The 19,427-nt window shown below is 57.2% G+C and carries 18 protein-coding genes; 13 read left to right on the top strand and 5 right to left on the bottom strand.

The features are described 5' to 3' along the window. The first annotated feature begins 27 nt into the window (after positions 1–27). The gene (hppD, locus tag ACR0EK_RS04065) at positions 28–1,125 is read left to right on the top strand and encodes a 4-hydroxyphenylpyruvate dioxygenase (protein WP_480565196.1); all 1,098 of its coding nucleotides are present in this window, start codon (positions 28–30) and stop codon (positions 1,123–1,125) included. Between the two features lie 87 nt (positions 1,126–1,212). Here the strand turns inward: hppD and ACR0EK_RS04060 are convergent, their stop codons facing one another. Continuing rightward, positions 1,213–3,165 carry a hypothetical protein gene (locus tag ACR0EK_RS04060; RefSeq protein ID WP_480565193.1) on the bottom strand — a complete coding sequence of 651 codons (1,953 nt, stop codon included), beginning with the start codon at positions 3,163–3,165 and terminating at the stop codon, positions 1,213–1,215. Between the two features lie 164 nt (positions 3,166–3,329). Between ACR0EK_RS04060 and ACR0EK_RS04055 the strand changes: the two genes are divergently transcribed. After that, positions 3,330–4,025, top strand: coding sequence for an SIMPL domain-containing protein (locus ACR0EK_RS04055; protein ID WP_480565190.1), 696 nt, complete (start codon positions 3,330–3,332; stop codon positions 4,023–4,025). Positions 4,026–4,027: 2 nt separating this feature from the next. Here ACR0EK_RS04055 and ACR0EK_RS04050 read toward each other — a convergent pair whose 3' ends face one another. From ACR0EK_RS04050 to ACR0EK_RS04040, 3 genes are all read right to left on the bottom strand, one after another. After that, entirely contained in the window at positions 4,028–4,738 is a 711-nt protein-coding gene (locus ACR0EK_RS04050) for a GNAT family N-acetyltransferase (RefSeq protein ID WP_480565187.1), read from the bottom strand. A 2-nt stretch (positions 4,739–4,740) separates the two neighbouring features. After that, complete coding sequence (locus ACR0EK_RS04045) at positions 4,741–6,033, bottom strand: O-acetylhomoserine aminocarboxypropyltransferase/cysteine synthase family protein (protein WP_480565183.1); 1,293 nt, start codon at positions 6,031–6,033, stop codon at positions 4,741–4,743. A gap of 71 nt (positions 6,034–6,104) precedes the next feature. Continuing rightward, positions 6,105–7,100: a hypothetical protein gene (locus ACR0EK_RS04040; protein ID WP_480565181.1), complete on the bottom strand. Its 996-nt coding sequence runs from the start codon at positions 7,098–7,100 to the stop codon at positions 6,105–6,107. A gap of 144 nt (positions 7,101–7,244) precedes the next feature. Here ACR0EK_RS04040 and ACR0EK_RS04035 point away from each other — a divergent pair, with 144 nt between their 5' ends. The 4 genes from ACR0EK_RS04035 to preA all read left to right on the top strand — a co-directional run bounded on the left by ACR0EK_RS04035 (position 7,245) and on the right by preA (position 11,577). After that, positions 7,245–7,877 (top strand): cupin domain-containing protein, encoded by a 633-nt coding sequence (locus ACR0EK_RS04035; protein WP_480565178.1) that lies wholly within the window; start codon positions 7,245–7,247, stop codon positions 7,875–7,877. A 159-nt stretch (positions 7,878–8,036) separates the two neighbouring features. Further along, complete coding sequence (locus ACR0EK_RS04030; protein ID WP_480565175.1) at positions 8,037–9,371, top strand: NAD(P)-dependent oxidoreductase; 1,335 nt, start codon at positions 8,037–8,039, stop codon at positions 9,369–9,371. 46 nt (positions 9,372–9,417) lie between these two features. Then, positions 9,418–10,254 carry a class I SAM-dependent methyltransferase gene (locus ACR0EK_RS04025; protein WP_480505530.1) on the top strand — a complete coding sequence of 279 codons (837 nt, stop codon included), beginning with the start codon at positions 9,418–9,420 and terminating at the stop codon, positions 10,252–10,254. 18 nt (positions 10,255–10,272) lie between these two features. Continuing rightward, positions 10,273–11,577 carry an NAD-dependent dihydropyrimidine dehydrogenase subunit PreA gene (gene preA / locus ACR0EK_RS04020; RefSeq protein ID WP_480565171.1) on the top strand — a complete coding sequence of 435 codons (1,305 nt, stop codon included), beginning with the start codon at positions 10,273–10,275 and terminating at the stop codon, positions 11,575–11,577. 47 nt (positions 11,578–11,624) lie between these two features. Here the strand turns inward: preA and ACR0EK_RS04015 are convergent, their stop codons facing one another. Then, on the bottom strand, positions 11,625–12,233 hold the full coding sequence (locus tag ACR0EK_RS04015; RefSeq protein WP_209504191.1) for a TetR family transcriptional regulator C-terminal domain-containing protein: 609 nt from the start codon (positions 12,231–12,233) through the stop codon (positions 11,625–11,627). Positions 12,234–12,405: 172 nt separating this feature from the next. Between ACR0EK_RS04015 and ACR0EK_RS04010 the strand changes: the two genes are divergently transcribed. The 7 genes from ACR0EK_RS04010 to ACR0EK_RS03980 all read left to right on the top strand — a co-directional run bounded on the left by ACR0EK_RS04010 (position 12,406) and on the right by ACR0EK_RS03980 (position 19,294). Further along, positions 12,406–13,656, top strand: coding sequence for a Zn-dependent hydrolase (locus ACR0EK_RS04010; RefSeq protein ID WP_480565169.1), 1,251 nt, complete (start codon positions 12,406–12,408; stop codon positions 13,654–13,656). A gap of 91 nt (positions 13,657–13,747) precedes the next feature. Further along, positions 13,748–15,202 (top strand): dihydropyrimidinase, encoded by a 1,455-nt coding sequence (hydA, locus tag ACR0EK_RS04005; protein ID WP_480565166.1) that lies wholly within the window; start codon positions 13,748–13,750, stop codon positions 15,200–15,202. 54 nt (positions 15,203–15,256) lie between these two features. Beyond that, the gene (locus tag ACR0EK_RS04000) at positions 15,257–16,054 is read left to right on the top strand and encodes an ABC transporter ATP-binding protein (protein ID WP_480565163.1); all 798 of its coding nucleotides are present in this window, start codon (positions 15,257–15,259) and stop codon (positions 16,052–16,054) included. Next, positions 16,044–16,487, top strand: a complete 444-nt coding sequence (locus ACR0EK_RS03995; RefSeq protein WP_480565160.1) for an N-acetyltransferase family protein — start codon at positions 16,044–16,046, stop codon at positions 16,485–16,487. The genes ACR0EK_RS04000 and ACR0EK_RS03995 overlap by 11 nt, the downstream gene beginning before the upstream one ends. Beyond that, positions 16,484–17,401, top strand: a complete 918-nt coding sequence (locus tag ACR0EK_RS03990; protein ID WP_480565157.1) for an ABC transporter permease — start codon at positions 16,484–16,486, stop codon at positions 17,399–17,401. Before ACR0EK_RS03995 ends, ACR0EK_RS03990 begins: the two co-directional genes overlap by 4 nt. Further along, positions 17,398–18,243 carry an ABC transporter permease gene (locus tag ACR0EK_RS03985; RefSeq protein ID WP_267364134.1) on the top strand — a complete coding sequence of 282 codons (846 nt, stop codon included), beginning with the start codon at positions 17,398–17,400 and terminating at the stop codon, positions 18,241–18,243. Before ACR0EK_RS03990 ends, ACR0EK_RS03985 begins: the two co-directional genes overlap by 4 nt. A 61-nt stretch (positions 18,244–18,304) precedes the next feature. Continuing rightward, a complete protein-coding gene (locus ACR0EK_RS03980) occupies positions 18,305–19,294 on the top strand; it encodes an ABC transporter substrate-binding protein (protein ID WP_480476654.1) in 990 nt (329 codons plus the stop codon). The last annotated feature ends 133 nt before the right edge of the window (positions 19,295–19,427 follow it).

Here is a 19,427-nt window from a genome sequence, read left to right as displayed (position 1 = left end):
AATTCCTGTTTTCGTAGGAGACGCGCCATGGGTCCTTTCCCGCACAATGCCCCGAAATCCGTGATCAGCGAAGAAAACCCTGCCGGTACAGATGGGTTTGAATTCGTCGAATTCGCCCATCCAGAACCGCAGGAGTTGCGTGACCTGTTCGCAAAGATGGGGTTTGATCTGGTGGCCCGCCACAAGGAAGATCCTGCCGTCGAGCTATGGCAGCAAGGGGATGTGACGTACATCCTGAATGCTGACCCGGACAGTTTTGCGGCTAAGTTCGTGGCTGAACATGGGCCCTGTGCGCCGTCGATGGGCTGGCGGGTCGTGGACGCGCAAAAAGCGTACGAGCATGCCGTGTCAAAAGGTGCGGAACCTTACGACCACGCTGACAAAACCATGAATGTGCCTGCGATCAAGGGTATTGGCGGGTCGCTGATCTATTTCATTGATCAGTACTACGACACATCGCCCTATAATCAGGAATTCAACTGGATCAAGGAATCCAAACCTCGGGGCGAGGGGTTCTTCTATCTCGATCACCTGACGCACAATGTCTACAAGGGCAACATGGACAAGTGGTTCAAGTTCTATGGCGACCTGTTCAACTTCTGTGAAATTCGTTTCTTTGACATTCAGGGAAAATTCACCGGCCTTTACAGCCGTGCGCTGACATCACCCTGCGGGCGCATCCGTATTCCGATCAACGAGGACCGCGGCGAGACCGGGCAGATCGTGTCTTACCTGAAGAAATACAAAGGTGAAGGCATTCAGCATATCGCGGTTGGTAGCGATGACATCTATGCCTCGACCGATGCCATTGCTGAAAACGGCCTGAAGTTCATGCCGGGTCCGAATGAAGCTTATTACGAGATGTCCAGGACCCGCGTGGTCGGTCATGAAGAGCCGCTGGACCGGATGATGAAACACGGCATCCTGATTGACGGTGAAGGTGTCGTTGACGGGGGCGAGACGCGCATCCTATTGCAGATCTTCTCGAAAACGGTGATTGGCCCGATCTTCTTCGAGTTCATTCAGCGCAAGGGTGATGATGGTTTCGGCGAAGGGAACTTCCAGGCGCTGTTTGAATCCATCGAGCGCGAACAGATCGAAAGCGGCGAGATTTCCGCGGCTTGATCCAAATGAACCAATAAGTCGGGGGCGGTTCTGCTGCCTCTGACGTGCCTGTCTACAGGTGATCGGTCACGGCTTTGAGCGCCTATGTCAGCTGCGCGGCATCGCCAGGGTCACGTTGCGACCTTTCTTTTGATAACGCAGTTCACTGTCACTGATAGCAATGACCTTGCCGCCGTCAATACTGTCCCCAACTTTCAGTTTTTTGTAGCGCCCGCTGGGAAGCCGGACCAAGGCGCGACGGTTTGCGGGTGTGCCGTAAACGCCGATCAGATTTAAGCGACGCAAGTTGATCGCGTTATCGAGCGTGGCCTGCCGGGCTACAGATGCGGTTGTGGGAATCTTGGGCGCGACCGATTTCGCCTGAAACGATCCGGCGTCGTCTAAACTCTGGTCCAGCGCGGCCGTTGATCCAAGATTGGAGTTACCAGAAGCAGATGCCTTTGCAGTAACAAGACCCGCCGGGCGCACTCTGGGGCGCGGGACGCGGACAACGGCCAATGCTGTTGGCGTCTCGTCGATTTCTGTGCGCGCTTGCAGACTGTCCGGGCGTGCTTTTGGTCGCTTCGTCGAAAGCTCTGCCAGCGACCGCCCCCCCAACTGCCCGCGTTCGAAGCTCTCGACCAGATCTGCGGGGCGAGGTTTGGGGCGAAGACCGGCCAGTCTTTCGTCGACCTCGTCAAGTACGGGTTCGTCTTCGAAACGCACTGGCGTTGCTGGCGGAACCTTCGACGGTCGGCCCTGATAAACGACAATCCCATCCGGGTTCAGCGTCCCTTCCGGCGTGGGCGTTACCAGCCCGCGATCATCCAGATTGAACCGCGCTCCTGCTATGCCATGTTGCACGTCCCGAACAAAGGGTTCGTCAGTATCGAAACTGGAAGCCGGAGGCAGGGCAACCGCATCGCTGGACAGGTCGGATTTGTCAATCGACGTCAGATACAGATCGTCCGGTTCCGGGGCTTCTGGCACGTCCAAAGCGGCCGGAGGCGTTACATTCACACCGGAGGCAGCGCTGATATCCTCATCTGCCTCGGGGTCCTGAGCTACAGATTCAACAGGGGTCGGGGCCACCTTGAGTGCCTCAAGGATTGCTGCGTCGGTTGGGGTGAGTTCCGGTTGTTCTTCGGCTTCGGCGTCAGTAGGTTCCGGTGTTGGGGGCACGTCCCTGTCCAGAGGAGGCTCAGGTGGCAAGTTTTCCGGGGGGGCAATTGCCGCAACTTCGGGCACTATCGGTGGCAGGGCGTCGATTACCGGCTCGGAAACACCTGTCTCGGTTGGAGTTGGGCTCAGTGCGGCCTGATCTGTTTCTCCACCGCTGTCCAAGGCCAGCCAAACGCCGAAAGCGCCACCAAGAAGAAGCGCCGCGGCAAATGCCGGGATAGCAAAACGCGGTGCCTGCGCTTTTGTGGTCGCAAACTTATTGTCAGGTGTTTCGGGGGTCAGAAACACGTTTGGTGCTGCCGTGCCTGCAATGGGATGCGCTGGTTTCCCAGCGGATTTTGCCGGTTCGGGCTGGTGTGTGTTTTTTACCGGCAGCGGGGGCTCTGTTGGTTGGGTTTTCGATGCGCCCGAACGTTCTGTGAACAATGCCTCTCGGGGGAATGCGTCTGCGTCTTCCTCGGCGCAAAACAAAACCGGTACGAAACCATGGTCCGAGGCAAAGGCCCTCGCCTCGCTCAGCGTTTCCTGCGCAACAGCAGCAACATAGGTGGTGCCGCCTTCGGTCTGATAGTCGTAGCTGAGTTCGGACAAAGCGTAAGGCGTTGCGTCGGCAAGTGCGCTCTCGATACGTTCGACCGTGTCTTCGGGGGGTAAGTCATCGGTTGCAACCTGAAGGTATCGAACTTGTTCGGAAGGCAAAACAAGCTTGCAGCTCAGGTCGTTTTCCAGCGCAAAGGCGTTTTCCCGCAAAACCTGCATCTGACCGGACAGGTCCGGCGAATCCAAAGGAATCGAGCCGATAACGAACCATTCGTCATCCGAGTGATGATACAATGATATTCCGGTCGCAGAAAAAGACAGCGCAAAGGCAGGTTTCATAATCCGCAGGAACCATAATTATCAACGTCAATGCAAACACCATGGCGTTCGCAGACCGACATTAAAGCAGGAACTTGCCGAGGGAAAGAAAAAGGCAAACTCTCCTCTTGTATGGCAATGCATCGCCGACCCATCTTTAACCCAAGCAAATCGGAGTGATAACATTGAAGACATTCGCTTTTCTGGCCGCAATGATGGCCGCAACGACCGCTGGACTTGCCCATGCGGAAGAACGTCGCATCACCGTTGACGCAACCGGAACCATCGATGTTGCCCCCGATATGGCGACGATCACATTGGGTGTGACAAATGAAAATGCCGAGGCTTCGGCAGCGATGCAGGCCACCTCGGACGCAGTTGCGAAGGTTCTTGCGCGCCTGACCGGGATGGGGATTGAAGACCGCGATATTCAGACCCGCGATCTGTCGCTTTCCCCTGTTTGGTCTGGGCGGCACGGGCAGAATGGGGAAACACCGGAAATTTCGGGGTTCGCTGCCTCGAACCGCGTGTTTGTACGTGTGCGTGATCTGTCCAAACTTGGAAGCATCATGGATGCGGTCATTCAGGATGGCGCCAACGATTTTGGCGGATTGAGCTTTGGGGTGCAGGATACCAAACCAATCGAAGCCCAAGCGCGCGCGCAAGCTGTCGGCGAAGCTATGGCCAAGGCCGAGCAGCTGGCACAGGCGGCGGGTGTAACCCTTGGCGCGGTGCAAACGATTTCGGAACAAACGGGGGGCGTGCGCCCGATGCCCGAGATGCGCATGATGAGCATGGCTGACGCAGGGGGTGTTCCTGTCGCAAGTGGTGAGGTTTCGGTGTCTGTCAGCGTCTCGATGGTGTTCGAGATCTCGGAATGAATTCAACCTGTCGCACGGGCTGTCAGCGGTTTTCGTTGCTGGCCCGAAGCGTCGAAATTGTCGGGTGACAACCAGGCCTCGAAAGCATCACGGATGCGTGGCCATTCGGTATCTATGATTGAATACCAGGCTGTGTCGCGGTTGCGCCCTTTGTAGTGGGTTGCTTGGCGAAACACGCCTTCGAAGGTGAACCCAAGCCGCTCTGCCGCACTGCGCGACGGACCATTCAGCGCGTCGCATTTCCATTCGTAACGCCGGTAACCCAGTTCATCGAACACGCGCCGCATCATCAGATACATGACTTCGGTTGATTGTGGTTTGCGCTGAAGCAGGGGTGAAAAGTGGATATGCCCGACCTCAATCGCTCCGGCAGCGGGTTCGATCCGCAAATATGAGGCCATGCCCAACGGTACGTCATCACCGTCCAGAACGGTATGGAACATCGGGTCCGCGTCCATGCAGTTGGCGCGCGTCCAGTCTTCGAACTCAGGTTCGCCAGCAAACGGGCCGTAGGGCAGGTACGTCCAGTTGCGGCCAACCGTGTCCATTGAAAACGCCCGGAACAGTCCGGGCGCGTGCCTGTTCACATCAAGGGGCACGACGGAACAATACCTGCCCACCATCGGCGTATATGGTGGTGTCGGGCGTGGAAAGTCACCCGAAACCGGTAAACCGATGGGCTGGCCAAGATCGTTTGTGTCGTGCTGGGTCATGGTCAGGCGGTTGCTTTGGCCAGGGCCTGATCAAGGTCGGCAATCAGATCGCTCGCATCTTCGATACCGATGGATACGCGCACCACGCCCGGACCTGCGCCCGCGGCTTCCTGCTGTTCCGGGGTCAATTGACGGTGTGTGGTCGATGCCGAATGAATGATCAGCGAACGCGCGTCGCCCAGATTGGCTACGTGGCTGAAAATCTCCAGCGCATTGACCAGTTTGATACAGGCGTCATAGCCGCCCTTCACTGCAAAGGTGAACAATGCGCCTGCACCACGTGGATACTGAGCCTTCACCCGATCCTGATAGGGTGAAGAGGGCAACCCGGCATAGGTGACGTAGTCCACGCGATCATCCGCTTCCAGCCAGGCCGCGATTTTTTGCGCGTTTTCAACATGACGCTCCATCCGCAGCGATAGGGTTTCGATCCCCATCAGCGTGTAGTGGGCTGCTTGCGGGTTCATGGTCATGCCCAGATCACGCAGACCGATGGCGATGCCATGGAAGGTGAAGGCCAGCGGGCCAAAGGTCTCGTGGAACTTCAGTCCATGATAGGCCGGTTCGGGTTGGCTGAGCGAGGGGAACTTGTCATTTGCCGACCAGTCGAACTTGCCCGAATCCACGATGCAACCGCCGGTGACCGTACCGTTGCCGGTCAGGTACTTGGTGGTTGAATGCACGACCAGGGTCGCGCCGTGATCAATCGGGCGGCACAGATAGGGCGTGGCCGAGGTGTTGTCGACGATCAGCGGAATGCCCGCTGCATCAGCCGCGTCCGCCAGCGCGCGGATATCCGTCACATAGCCGCCGGGATTGGCGATGGACTCGCAGAAAATCGCACGGGTATTCTCATCGATTGCGCCCTTCATCGCGTCCAGATCATCGGTGTCGACAAACTTGGCAGACCAGCCAAAACGTTTGATCGTCTGGCTGAACTGCGTGACCGTGCCGCCATACAGACGGGTCGAGGCGACCACGTTGCAACCCGGACCCATCAGCGGGAACAGCGCCATGATCTGGGCCGCGTGCCCGGACGAGCAGCAAACAGCACCAACGCCACCTTCAAGTGTCGCCACGCGTTCCTGAAGAACGGCCACAGTTGGGTTGGTCAGGCGGGAATAGATAAATCCTACTTCTTGCAGGTTGAACAGGGCTGCTGCGTGGTCTGCATCGCGGAACACATAGGCAGTTGTCTGATAGATCGGTGTCTGGCGCGCTCCGGTCGCCGGGTCGGGGCGGGCGCCCGCGTGAATTTGCAACGTGTCGAAACCGTAGGTGGGGCCGTCAGACATCTTGAAATCTCCTGTTGGAATTTGTCTTGCGAAATCTGTAGGCCATTGCCCGCCTGCGCACAACGATCCTGTCAGCGCAGCCAGAGGCCCTTGCTTTTGATCGTGTTGCGGATGGCCTGTTCACGTCGTGGCAGATGATCCCGGTCAAACAGGGCGCGGACTTTTGCGCCTTTCCCCTGCAGCACCATCTTTTTCAGTGGCTCGTATTGCTTGAGAACCTTCTTGACCTTGTTTGGAGCGACGACGGTTTCCAAGACGTCTATCACATGGTCGCTTTCACGGGCGTAAAGCAAGGGAAACAGGCGATAGTGGCAACTGACGGACCCGTCCAGCAAACCGGGGGGCAAAACATCACGACCGCCACCGAACGAGTGAATGACAAGGGGCAGGGCGGCCTGGTCCAGCCAGGGGTCAAGGCTTTGGCCAGTCAGCTCCGGAATGTTTTCGTCGCGGATTGTCCTGGCGTAGTCCAGAAAACGCTCACCAAATCTCCGCGGGCATTTATAGAAGAAATAGCCTGCATTGAAATACAGGTACCGCCGCCAGTGGTCATGGGGTTGATCGGTGTCCAGCGAGCTTTCGAAATCCAACCCGAACCGGGCGTAAAGCGCGCGCCAGATACCGTCAAAGCCGGGGCCATACAGCGTTGGTTTGGGCCATGTCCCTTCAACCTTCAGTGATGCGCTGGGGCGGTCGAAGTCAAAAGGTACAGATGTGATCTCGCCAGTGATCAGCGTGTCGGTGTCAAAGAACACAAAGGGCTCATCTTCCGGCAGGGCCATCAGCGCTTCGATCTTGTTGCCGTAGGGATAGCTTTCACCGAATACATGCGAGTCGAAGGGCAGAATTTCGGCATCCAGTTGTTTCAGGGCATTCAGAACTTCTTCGTCCTGAATGCGTGGGTCCTGTTTCCAGCGTGGCCCCGGATTGGGCGTGGCGACAAACAGTTTGCCCTCGAATTGCGGCGAAGAATGGCGCAGTGAAGCCGCAAACAACAGGGATTCATATTGCAGGCGGTTGTTTTGACCGACGACCGCGATGTTGAATTTCTGTGACGTTGCCTGCATCTATGCCCGTTTCCCGACAGGTGTTTGACCGTGCACCTTGAAGTTCGGATTACAGCAAGCGGCCCAAGGCGTCAAAAGCGGAAAATTTGAAATTTCATCACGCGATCCCATTTCTTTCAGGGGTCGCAGCAGAAAGGGTTACACATGCGGATCAATGCGGATTTCACAAAACGGGTCGCAGTTCATTTTGACAATAGCGAATGGGTTGCTTCCCCTGCGGCTGGCGTCGAGCGTAAAATGCTGGACCGGATTGGTGATGAGGTGGCCCGTGCAACGACCATTGTCCGCTTTGCGCCCGGCAGCGCTTTTTCCGCCCATACCCATGACGGCGGCGAGGAATATCTGGTGCTGGACGGCGTATTTCAGGACGAGACCGGAGATTTCCCCGTCGGCAGCTATGTGCGCAATCCGCCGACGTCCTCGCACACTCCGTCTGCAGCGGAAGGCGCGACCATTCTGGTCAAGCTGCACCAGTTTGACCCGCAAGACCGTACCGAGGTGCGCCGCTCGATAAATGGCGATTCTGACGTGCAACTGTTCAAAGATGATCATGAGGACGTTTTTGTGCGGACATGGGCGGCGGGGGACGTGGTCGAGCTGGATGCGCGCGACGGAATGGAAGTGTTTGTCATAAGCGGCAGTTTCTGTGAATCGGGGGAGGAATTTTCGACATGGGACTGGTTGCGCTTGCCGCCCGGAACGCACTCTCGGGCCGTTGCAGGGCCTGACGGCGCCCGGGTTTGGACCAAGTCCCGCCATCTTGGCGGAATGGTCTGAAAGCTTTTCGGCCCTGAAATTAACCAAAATGCCAATGAATCCGGGTTTTACGGCCCGGATTTTCAATTTTTTGACCATTTGGCAAATTTTACCAATTGATAAAAAATTTATTTGTGGCAAGCTGAGGTCATAACAAACATATCTACAGGGAGTAGAGTGATGGCACAGGGCCAGATGGCACCCGGCATCGTCGCCGGGCGGCTTTCAAGCGATGAGCTGACCTCGAATTTCACCGATCTGCATCCGCCCTTGGCCCCGCATGAGGCCGCAGTTGCAGCAGACCGTTGTTATTTCTGCTATGACGCACCTTGCGTGACAGCGTGTCCGACAGACATCGATATTCCGCTATTCATCCGTCAGATTCAGGCCGGACAGCCGCAGGCAGCCGGGCGAACGATTTTTCAGCAGAACATATTGGGCGGAATGTGCGCCCGTGTCTGTCCGACGGAAACACTGTGCGAAGAGGCCTGTGTTCGTGAGGCGGCCGAAGGCAAGCCGGTCGAGATCGGACGGCTACAGCGCTTTGCGACGGATGATCTTATGTCTGCGGGCGCGCATCCGTTTGAACGTGCGGCATCAACCGGGAAGACTGTTGCTGTCGTGGGGGCAGGGCCTGCTGGTCTGGCCTGCGCGCATCGTCTTGCCATGCTGGGCCATGACGTGGTGATCCACGAAGGCAAGCCCAAACCGGGCGGTCTGAACGAATACGGGATTGCCGCCTATAAATCGACCAACAATTTTGCGCAGGCCGAGGTCGACTGGCTGTTGAAAATCGGTGGTATCACGGTTGAAACCGGGTCGGTTCTGGGTGAAGGCATCTCGCTGGATGGTCTGGTCGAAAACTACGACGCGGTGTTCCTGTCCATCGGACTTGCCGGGGTGAATGCCCTGCGCGCGGATGGTGTTGACAAGGACGGCGTGCGGGATGCCGTCAATTTCATCTCGGACGTGCGGCAGGCTGGTGATCTTGCACAGCTTCCTGTCGGGCGGAACGTCGTCGTGATTGGCGGAGGCATGACTGCCGTGGACGCAGCGGTAAAGTCCAAATTGTTAGGTGCCGAGAATGTCACCATTGCCTATCGCCGGGGCCGCGACGCCATGGGTGCCAGCCGGTACGAGCAGGATCTGGCAGCCTCGCACGGGGTTCAGATCTTGACCAACGTGCAGCCGGTGGCGGTACACGGCAATGGAGCCGCTACCGAGATTGAGCTGGAATATACCTCGAGCCAGAACGGCCAACTCACCGGAACCGGTGAAACGGTCCGGCTGCGGGCAGACCAGGTCCTCAAGGCCATCGGTCAGACGCTGGAAGGTGCGCCGGAAGGGCTGAAGCTGGACGGCAACAAGATCGCTGTCAGCGGTGCGGGACGCACTTCTTTGGCCGGTGTCTGGGCGGGCGGAGATTGCGCGGCGGGGGGCGAAGACCTGACCGTTACGGCTGTTGCCGAAGGCCGGGATGCAGCGATGGACATCCACGCGACGCTGGTTTCGTGATAGGATGGGGTATTCACCCCATTCCTTTCGCTGCTGAGGTATTCCCATGTCCCAGATCGAACAAGCCGTAGCGCAACACTACACCACCGGAGCACTGACCGACCGCGTCCGCGCGGCGCTTGAGGCCAGCGGTATCGATCCGGATGCGGCCACGGTCGCAGACCTGAAAGCAGGGGACGAGTTCCACACGGGTGGCGTTCTGGCGACCAACAACCTGTTTGCGCAGTTGTCGCCGACCCATGCGACGCGCGTTCTGGATGTCGGATGCGGTATCGGCGGAACCTCTCGCTATGTTGTGGATCGCTATGACTCGACGGTAACGGGCGTCGATCTGACACCGGAGTTCGTTGAAACCGCCAGGGTGCTCAGCGATATGGTCGGGCATTCCTCGAAAACCAGCTTTCATGTGGGCAGTGCCTTGGAGATGCCGGTGCCGGATGCTGGGTTCGATCTGGCTGTCATGATGCATGTGGGCATGAACATTATGGACAAGGCCGAGCTGTTCGCCGAAGTGTCGCGGGCGCTAGCCAAGGGCGGTACTTTTGCCCTGTTCGATGTGATGGGCGGAGACGTGGACGAGCCGCTGGCTTTCCCTCTGCCGTGGTCCACTGTGGCCGAAACCTCGTTCGTGGATGCGCCGGATGTTTATAAGTCTGCGGCAAGCGCCGCGGGTCTTGAACTGGTGACAGAAACGGATCGCACCGAATTCGCGATACAGTTCTTCGAGGACGTCTTTGCAAAGATTGCTGAATCCGGCCCGGCACCGCTGGGCATTCATCTGATGATGGGCGAGACGGCACCCGAAAAGTTCCAGAACTACGTCAAAAACCTCAAGGCCGGGCGCATACGCCCGACCGAAATGATATTCAAAAAATCCGGCTGAGCCGGGAAGGGAGAAGCCATGGCCGATCTGACGACTAACTTTCTGGGCATTTCCAGCCCCAACCCTTACTGGTTGGCCTCTGCGCCGCCGACGGACAAGGAATACAATGTTCGTCGCGCGTTTGAGGCCGGTTGGGGCGGTGTTGTGTGGAAGACGCTGGGGTCCGAGGGGCCGCCGGTTGTAAATGTGAACGGCCCGCGGTATGGCGCGATTTACGGTGCCGACCGTCGTTTGCTGGGACTAAACAATATCGAACTGATCACCGACCGCCCGCTTGAGGTGAACCTTGAGGAAATGGCGCGGGTCAAGTCCGACTATCCGGATCGCGCCCTGATCGCTTCGATTATGGTGCCCTGCGAGGAAGAAGCCTGGAAAGCCATTCTGCCCCGCGTGGCCGAAACCGGCGCGGACGGAATCGAACTGAACTTCGGTTGCCCGCACGGGATGAGCGAGCGCGGTATGGGGTCCGCCGTAGGGCAGGTTCCGGAATATATCGAAATGGTCACGCGGTGGTGCAAGCAATACTATGACCGACCGGTCATCGTGAAACTGACACCGAACATCACCGATATCCGCAAACCTGCGGCGGCGGCCAGAAACGGTGGCGCGGATGCGGTGTCGCTGATCAATACGATCAATTCGATTACCAGCGTCAATCTGGACACGTTCAGCCCTGAACCTTCGATCGATGGCAAGGGCAGCCACGGCGGGTATTGCGGCCCTGCCGTGAAACCGATCGCCCTGTCGATGGTGTCCGAAATCGCGCGGGCCGAGGCGACGCATGGCATGCCGATCTCGGGCATCGGGGGTGTCACCACATGGCGTGATGCGGCCGAGTTTATCTCGCTGGGATGTGGCACGGTGCAGGTCTGTACCGCTGCGATGACCTATGGGTTCAAGATCATTGATGAATTGACTGCAGGTCTGTCGGAATGGATGGATGAAAAGGGGTATACCAGCATTGATGAGGTGATCGGGCGCGCGGTGCCCAATGTCACCGATTGGCAATACCTGAACCTGAACTACATCGCCAAAGCCAAGATCGATCAGGACCAGTGCATCAAATGCGGCCGATGCTATGCCGCCTGTGAAGATACCAGCCATCAGGCGATTTCAATGTCGGATGACCGTGTGTTCGAGGTGATGGATGACGAATGCGTCGCCTGTAACCTCTGCGTTGATGTCTGCCCGGTCGAGGGCTGTATTTCGATGGTGCCGATGGCGGCGGGTGAAATCGATCCGCGCACCGGGAAAGAGGTTCAGCCGACCTATGCGAACTGGACCACGCACCCGAACAATCCGATGGCCAAAGCAGCGGAATGATCGAGACAGGGAATATCCCTGAGGGGCCGCTGACGTGGCCCCTGCATTCATGGCGTCAGAAGCTTTCGGTACAGCGTATCGACAAAGGGTTCTGCACCCTCAAACGGGTTTTCGTCACCCAGAATAGCCCGCACCTGAACGTCGAAATCGGCATAATGCTGCGTCAGCGCCCAGATCGAAAACATCAGATGATAAGGGTGCAACCGCGCGATTTTGCCCTGATCCATCCAATTGGTGAGAATGGTGACCTTTTCGTCAACCAGTTGTTTGAGATCATTGGACAAAGCGTCGTGAATGCGGGGCGCTCCTTGCACAAGCTCATTGGCAAAAAGGCGGCTTTCCCGTGGTAGCTCCTGACTCATTTGCAGTTTCCGGCGAATATAGGCCAGCATTTCCTCCATCGGATCACCGGTCTCATCCAGATCGTGCAGGGGCGCCAGCCAGGTTTCCAGCAAGCCCGAAAGCAATTCGGTGTGGATCGCCTCTTTCGACGCGAAATAGTAGAGTAGATTGGGTTTGCTCAACCCCGCCTCGGCAGCAATCTGATCGACGGTCGCCCCACGAAACCCGTGTGCAGAAAACACATTCAGGGCAGCCTCGAGAATCGCGGCTCGGTTCTTCTTCTGGATACGAGTCGGTGCGCGGTCTTTCGGCATGATTTCAGTATGTCTCTTTTTTCGTCGGATAGGCACGGATTACACTGAAATTTCAGGCTTTGCCGCGCAATTTCTTGACTGATACCGAACCCGTGATAGCGTGAGTTTGACCAGTTGGTCAAATCAAGACACCAATAGCGAGCAAAATCGCAAGCAAACAGGGAATAAGACAATGGCAGCTCCGGCGCAGAATCTCAGGATCAATGGCGACAGGTTGTGGGACAGCCTGATGGAGATGGCCAAGATCGGTCCCGGTGTTGCGGGGGGGAATAACCGGCAAACTCTGACTGACGAGGATGCCGAAGGCCGCGCCTTGTTCCAGAAATGGTGTGAAGAGGCCGGATGCACCATGGGGCTGGACCAGATGGGCAACATGTTTGCGCATCGTGAGGGCACCGACCCGGACGCTTTGCCGGTCTATGTGGGTTCGCACCTGGACACGCAGCCGACTGGCGGAAAATATGACGGCGTTCTGGGCGTTCTGGGCGGGCTGGAGATTATCCGCACGCTCAATGATCTCGGGATCAAGACAAGACATCCCATCGTGGCGACCAACTGGACCAACGAGGAAGGGACGCGATATGCGCCCGCCATGCTGTCGTCTGGTGTCTTTGCGGGAATGCACACGCAGGACTGGGCGTATGACCGTGAAGATGCCGATGGTAAGAAATTCGGGGATGAACTGAACCGGATCGGTTGGCGCGGCGAAGAAGAAGTCGGCGCGCGCAAGATGCGCGCTTTCTTTGAGTTGCATATCGAACAGGGTCCGATCCTTGAAGCCGAAGGAAAGGATATCGGCGTGGTCACCCACGGTCAGGGTCTGAGCTGGACACAGGTCACGGTGACCGGCAAGGATGCTCATACCGGTTCAACCCCGATGCCGATGCGCAAGAATGCCGGGCTTGCGATGGCGCGCATTCTTGAGAAAGTGGACGAAATCGCCTGGTCTCACGCACCGCATGCGGTCGGTGCCGCGGGGCATATCGACGTTTTCCCGAATTCTCGCAACGTAATCCCGGGCAAGGTGGTGTTCACGGTCGATTTCCGCTCGCCCGAGCTGGAGGTGATCACCGACATGGAAAATCGCCTGCGGGTGGCGGCGGAAGATATTGTCGAAGAAATGGGCCTGCAGGTCGAATTCGAGAAAGTCGGCGGTTTCGATCCGGTGAAGTTCGACGACGATTGCGTGTCTGCCGTGCGCGATGCGGCTGAAAGGCTGGGCTATTCGCATACCAACATCATCTCGGGCGCGGGGCATGATGCCTGCTGGATCAACCGTGTTGCCCCGACCACCATGGTCATGTGCCCCTGTGTGGACGGGCTGAGCCATAATGAGGCTGAAGAGATCAGCAAGGATTGGGCGGCAGCCGGGGCAGATGTCCTGCTGCATGCCGTGGTCGAGACTGCCGAAATCGTGGAATAGGGGGCGCTGCCCCCGTCGCCCAAGGGCGACTCCCCCGGGATATTTTTGGCCAGATGAAGCAAGCGGCGCAGACCGCATCAGGGAGTTTAAAATGAGTACTGTTATTAAAAACGGAACCGTTGTCACCGCGGATTTGTCATACAAGGCGGATGTATTGGTCGAAGGCGGCGTCATCACCGGGATCGGGATGGGTCTGAAAGGGGATAGCGAGCTGGACGCGTCAGGCTGTTATGTGATGCCCGGTGGGATTGATCCGCATACCCATCTGGAAATGCCGTTCATGGGCACCTATTCCAGCGACGATTTCGAAAGCGGTACGCGGGCCGCCCTGGCCGGGGGCACGACGATGGTTGTTGACTTCGCGCTGCCCAATCCGGGCGAAAGCCTGCTGGATGCCCTGAAGCGTTGGGACAACAAATCGACACGGGCGAATTGCGACTACTCGTTCCACATGGCGGTGACATGGTGGGGGGAACAGGTATTTGACGACCTCAAGACCGTGATCGAGACGCGCGGCATCAACACGTTCAAGCATTTCATGGCCTATAAAGGCGCGTTGATGGTGAATGACGATGAGCTTTATGCTTCGTTCAGGCGTTTGGCCGAACTGGGCGGCATCGCAATGGTGCATGCCGAGAACGGAGACGTCGTTGCCGAACTGAGTGCCAAGCTTCTGGCCGAGGGGAACTCTGGCCCGGAAGCGCACGCTTATTCCCGACCGCCGCAAGTAGAGGGTGAGGCCACAAACCGGGCCATTATGATCGCAGATATGGCGGGCGTGCCGCTGTATGTTGTTCATACATCCTGCGAAGAGTCTCATGAGGCCATTCGCCGAGCCCGAATGCAGGGCAAGAGGGTGTGGGGAGAGCCGCTGATTCAGCATCTGACCCTCGATGAAAGCGAATATTTTAATCAGGATTGGGACCACGCCGCGCGGCGGGTCATGAGCCCCCCGTTCCGCAATAAGCAGCACCAGGACAGCCTGTGGAATGGCCTGCAATCAGGATCGCTGAGTGTTGTGGCAACCGACCATTGCGCCTTTACGACCGCACAGAAACGCTTTGGAGTTGGGGATTTTACCAAGATCCCGAACGGGACCGGTGGTCTGGAAGATCGGATGCCGATGCTGTGGACGCATGGTGTGAATACCGGACGCCTGACGCCCAATGAATTTGTTGCGGTGACTTCAACAAACATCGCCAAGATACTGAATTGCTATCCGAAAAAAGGCGCGATCCTTGTTGGAGCGGATGCAGATATCGTCGTGTGGGATCCTGAAAAAACGAAAACGATCAGAGCCAGTACGCAGCAATCTTCGATTGACTATAACGTGTTTGAGGGCAAAGAGGTCAAAGGCCTGCCGCGCTTTACGCTGACCCGCGGACAGGTTGCGGTACATGATGGTGAAATCCGCACGCAGGAAGGCCATGGCGAGTTCGTTGCGCGCGAGGCAAATACGACCGTCAACAAGGCTTTGAGCGCGTGGAAAGAACTAACCGCCCCTCGGCCAGTTGAGCGGACAGGTATCCCGGCGACGGGGGTTTGATCCGTTGGGCCGCTGTCTGGGCGGCCCCGGCACCACTCTTTTCAAGGCAGTAGAATGACCACTGAAAGCACGACCCAGCACGTCATCGAAGCAAGGCAGCTTGACCTCACCTTTCAAACCAATGACGGGCCTGTTCACGCGTTGAAAGACGTGAACCTGACGATCGACAAGGGTGAATTTGTTAGTTTCATTGGCCCCTCGGGCTGTGGGAAAACCACTTTCCTGCGCTGTATTGCGGCCTTGGAGACACCGACCGGCGGGTCGCTGACTGTCAACGGAATGACAGCGGACGAAGCACGGCGGAACAGGGCCTATGGGTATGTCTTTCAGGCAGCGGGCCTTTATCCCTGGCGCACCATAGCAAAGAACATCAAGTTGCCGCTTGAGATCATGGGCTATTCCGCATCCGAGCAGGAGGAAAGGGTGAGAAAAGTCCTGGAACTGGTTGATCTTGAAGGATTTGGAGGAAAGTTTCCCTGGCAGTTATCCGGTGGGATGCAGCAGCGCGCCAGCATCGCCCGGGCTTTGGCCTTTGATGCTGATATCTTGTTGATGGATGAGCCGTTCGGCGCTTTGGATGAGATTGTGCGGGACCACTTGAATGAGCAGCTTCTGGCGCTTTGGGACAGAACAGAAAAGACCATCGGCTTCGTGACGCATTCGATTCCCGAAGCCGTATATCTGAGCACCAAAATTGTCGTGATGAGCCCGCGGCCGGGGCGGATTACGGATGTGATCGACAGCCCGCTGCCAAAGGAACGGCCGTTGGACATTCGTGACACTCCGGAATTCATCGAAGTGGCCCATCGTGTTCGCGACGGGTTGCGGGCGGGGCATTCTTATGACGACTGATCCGGGGACAGAAACCATCAGACGGGCCGTGGTAGGTGACGTGCCGGCTTGTGCCCGCGTGATTTACAACTGGGCCTGGCAGACGGACTGGATGCCTGAAGAATTGCCGGTGGAGGAATTGGCGACCCTGATCCACGAAGCGTTCGACAGTCGCGAGATCTGGGTCGCGGGTGATCCGGTTGATTGCTACATGTCCATAGATCCGGCGCAGTGTAAAATCGGTGCGTTGTATTGCAGCCGGACGGGGCAGGGAATTGGCAAGCGTTTCGTTGCCAAGGCGAAGCAGGGTCGGACCCATCTTTGGCTGACAACACACAAACCCAATCAGGCGGCGCAGAGGTTTTACCGCCGTGAAGGGTTCGAGGTAACTGCCGAAGAACCACCCGTACCGCCGGATACAGTGCCCGTCTATCGAATGGAGTGGCACGCATGAAGCAGATCATTGCCGTTTTCACCGTCGTCGCCGTGATCGTTCTGTTCTGGTATGTCGCTTGCGTTCCGATGAACATCAAAGGGGTTTTGACCGAGCTTGAACGTGGCGGTGCCGAGGTTCAGCCACCCACCGCAAGTGCGCGCCGGGATCTGGGAGAGTTCGGTCTGGTTCTGAATAATTCGTTCGCGATTCCAGCAACTTGGGAGCAAGGCAAGCCCCGTTTGCCATCACCTCATCAGGTGGCGATTGAATTGTGGGATACAACTGTTCTGAAGAAAATCAACTCGAAAAGATCGCTGATCTTTCATGGGTGGGTGACACTCAGCGCTACGATGCTGGGCTTTGTTATCGGGACCGGGCTGGGTGTCCTGTTGGCCGTTGGGATCGTGCATAGCCGCGTGATGGATTTGTCAGTCATGCCATGGGCTATCGTGAGCCAGACGATCCCGATTATCGCTTTGGCACCGATGATTATCGTGGTTCTTTACTCGGTCGGGGTTCAGGGGATCATTCCCAAGGCGATCATATCAGCGTATCTGAGCTTTTTCCCGGTTGTCGTCGGTATGGTCAAAGGGTTGCGCAGCCCTGACGCGATGCAACTTGACCTGTTGCGGACTTATAATGCCAGCCAATCGCAGGGGTTTTGGAAACTGCGCCTGCCGGCGTCGATGCCATACCTGTTCACCTCGTTGAAGATCGGTATCGCGGCGTCGTTGGTCGGCGCAATCGTGGGTGAGCTGCCGACAGGCGCTGTCGCAGGATTGGGTGCTCGGTTGCTGGCAGGCAGTTACTATGGTCAAACCGTGCAGATATGGTCAGCGCTGTTTGCTGCGGCCATTCTGGCTGCCTGCCTGGTCGGTTTGCTGGGATTGATTGAACGGTCGGTTCTGAAGCGGATGGGGATGGCGCAATGATGTTGGTTGTCTTTGCTTTGCTGCTGTGGGCTTTCGGCTGGTGGTTGAACAGCCGATTGGCCAGTGGCCCGCAAGCCGACAGCCAGATGGTACGCTTTCTGGCACCGGTGATTTTTGGTCTGACCATTGTTGGAGCCTGGGAGCTGGTGGTCCGTGGGCTTGAAGTGCCGCTGGTCATTCTGCCGGCACCGTCTGCCATAGCGGTGCGATTTGCAGGTAGCCTTGACATTCTTTGGGCCGACTTTGTTCAGACGATCCTGAAAGGGGCGCTCAGCGGATATGTCATCGGCTGTGGATCGGCCTTCCTTATGGCGATTGCCGTCGATCGGTGGGATTTCCTGCGTTTGGGGCTATTGCCAGTTGGAAATTTCGTCGCGGCTTTGCCCATTGTGGGGACGGCACCCATTCTGGTCATGTGGTTCGGGTTTGATTGGCATTCCAAAGCGGCGGTGGTCGTTGTGATGGTGTTCTTTCCGATGCTGGTCAATACCGTGGCCGGTCTGCGCGAGGCCACCGCAATGCAGCGTGACTTGATGGAAACCTATGCTGCAAGCTATTGGCAGAGCTTTCTGAAGCTGCGGCTGCCTGCGGCGATGCCTTTCATTTTCAACGGGTTGAAGATTTCGACAACTTTGGCTTTGATTGGCGCCATCGTGGCGGAATTCTTCGGATCGCCAACGCTCGGTATGGGATTTCGGATTTCCACCAGCGTCGGTCAATTGTCGTTGGACATGGTCTGGGCCGAAATCGTTGTTGCCGCTATCGCGGGTACGGCCTTTTATGGCCTGGTGGCGGGAATCGAAAAAGTGGTGACGTTCTGGCACCCCTCACAACGCGGATAAGACGAAGAAAATCAACAGACCCTGAAAATCGGGGCGCAACAAGCAACTAGGAGAAATGAAGATGAACAAGCTATTCAGCGGGGCGGTTGCCGCCTTTGGTCTGGCAGCCAGTACGGCGCTGGCGGCGGATGAAGTGACACTGCAACTGAAATGGGTCACGCAAGCACAATTCGCGGGCTACTACGTTGCCAAGGACAAGGGCTTTTACGAGGAAGAAGGGCTGGACGTTACCATTCTGCCCGGTGGGCCTGACATCGCTCCGACACAGGTGATTGCGGGCGGCGGTGCTGATGTGACCGTTGAATGGATGCCTGCCGCTCTGGCCGCACGTGAAAAAGGGTTGCCGTTGGTGAACATCGCCCAGCCGTTCAAAAGCTCGGGCATGATGCTGACCTGCTGGAAAGATGCCGGTATTTCGTCGCCTGAGGACCTGAAGAACCGCACTCTGGGTGTCTGGTTCTTTGGCAATGAGTTCCCGTTCATGAGCTGGATGAGCCAGTTGGGCATCAGCACTGATGGGAAAGGCGACAACGGTGTGGAAGTTCTGAAACAGGGCTTCAACGTCGATCCGCTGCTGCAACGTCAGGCGGATTGCATCAGCACCATGACCTACAATGAATACTGGCAGGTCATCGATGCCGGTGTCAGCCCGGATGAACTGGTAACCTTCAAATACGAAGACCAGGGTGTCGCGACGCTGGAAGATGGTCTTTACGTTCTGGAAGAAAATCTCAGCGATGCGGCCTTCACCGACAAGATGCAGCGGTTTGTTCGAGCCTCGATGAAAGGTTGGAAATACGCCGAAGAGAACCCCGACGAAGCGGCGGATATCGTGCTGGAGAACGATGCAACGGGTGCGCAGACGGAAGAACATCAGAAACGCATGATGGGTGAGATCGCCAAGTTGACCGCAGGTTCGAACGGCGCGCTGGACCCGGCGGATTTCGATCGCACCGTTGGTACCCTGCTGGCCGGAGGTTCTGACCCGGTGATCACCAAGACACCCGAAGGGGCCTGGACGCACCAGATTACGGACGCTGCTCTTAACTGACGCTAACCGTTAATTTGAAGGTCAAAAACGCGGTCCCAATCGGGGCCGCGTTTCGCATTCGTGGTGTCGGAATTGTGTCTGTACTTGGCACCGATATAAAGTAGTATTTCCCTGTAAACTTACGCGTTTCTAT

Source organism: Ruegeria sp. AE4, from assembly GCF_056542185.1.
This window is presented reverse-complemented; position numbering and strand designations above follow the sequence as displayed.

What these genes read in the sequence shown, in the direction of transcription:
- ACR0EK_RS04015 (WP_209504191.1), bottom strand. Translation starts at nt 12,233, where the DNA reads ATGCCGAAAGACCGCGCACCGACTCGTATCCAGAAGAAGAACCGAGCC.
- ACR0EK_RS04000 (WP_480565163.1), top strand. Translation starts at nt 15,257, where the DNA reads ATGACCACTGAAAGCACGACCCAGCACGTCATCGAAGCAAGGCAGCTT.
- ACR0EK_RS03985 (WP_267364134.1), top strand. Translation starts at nt 17,398, where the DNA reads ATGATGTTGGTTGTCTTTGCTTTGCTGCTGTGGGCTTTCGGCTGGTGG.
- hydA (WP_480565166.1), top strand. Translation starts at nt 13,748, where the DNA reads ATGAGTACTGTTATTAAAAACGGAACCGTTGTCACCGCGGATTTGTCA.
- ACR0EK_RS04035 (WP_480565178.1), top strand. Translation starts at nt 7,245, where the DNA reads ATGCGGATCAATGCGGATTTCACAAAACGGGTCGCAGTTCATTTTGAC.
- ACR0EK_RS03980 (WP_480476654.1), top strand. Translation starts at nt 18,305, where the DNA reads ATGAACAAGCTATTCAGCGGGGCGGTTGCCGCCTTTGGTCTGGCAGCC.
- ACR0EK_RS04060 (WP_480565193.1), bottom strand. Translation starts at nt 3,165, where the DNA reads ATGAAACCTGCCTTTGCGCTGTCTTTTTCTGCGACCGGAATATCATTG.
- ACR0EK_RS04045 (WP_480565183.1), bottom strand. Translation starts at nt 6,033, where the DNA reads ATGTCTGACGGCCCCACCTACGGTTTCGACACGTTGCAAATTCACGCG.
- ACR0EK_RS04050 (WP_480565187.1), bottom strand. Translation starts at nt 4,738, where the DNA reads ATGACCCAGCACGACACAAACGATCTTGGCCAGCCCATCGGTTTACCG.
- ACR0EK_RS04010 (WP_480565169.1), top strand. Translation starts at nt 12,406, where the DNA reads ATGGCAGCTCCGGCGCAGAATCTCAGGATCAATGGCGACAGGTTGTGG.
- ACR0EK_RS04025 (WP_480505530.1), top strand. Translation starts at nt 9,418, where the DNA reads ATGTCCCAGATCGAACAAGCCGTAGCGCAACACTACACCACCGGAGCA.
- ACR0EK_RS04040 (WP_480565181.1), bottom strand. Translation starts at nt 7,100, where the DNA reads ATGCAGGCAACGTCACAGAAATTCAACATCGCGGTCGTCGGTCAAAAC.
- ACR0EK_RS04030 (WP_480565175.1), top strand. Translation starts at nt 8,037, where the DNA reads ATGGCACAGGGCCAGATGGCACCCGGCATCGTCGCCGGGCGGCTTTCA.
- ACR0EK_RS03990 (WP_480565157.1), top strand. Translation starts at nt 16,484, where the DNA reads ATGAAGCAGATCATTGCCGTTTTCACCGTCGTCGCCGTGATCGTTCTG.
- preA (WP_480565171.1), top strand. Translation starts at nt 10,273, where the DNA reads ATGGCCGATCTGACGACTAACTTTCTGGGCATTTCCAGCCCCAACCCT.
- hppD (WP_480565196.1), top strand. Translation starts at nt 28, where the DNA reads ATGGGTCCTTTCCCGCACAATGCCCCGAAATCCGTGATCAGCGAAGAA.
- ACR0EK_RS03995 (WP_480565160.1), top strand. Translation starts at nt 16,044, where the DNA reads ATGACGACTGATCCGGGGACAGAAACCATCAGACGGGCCGTGGTAGGT.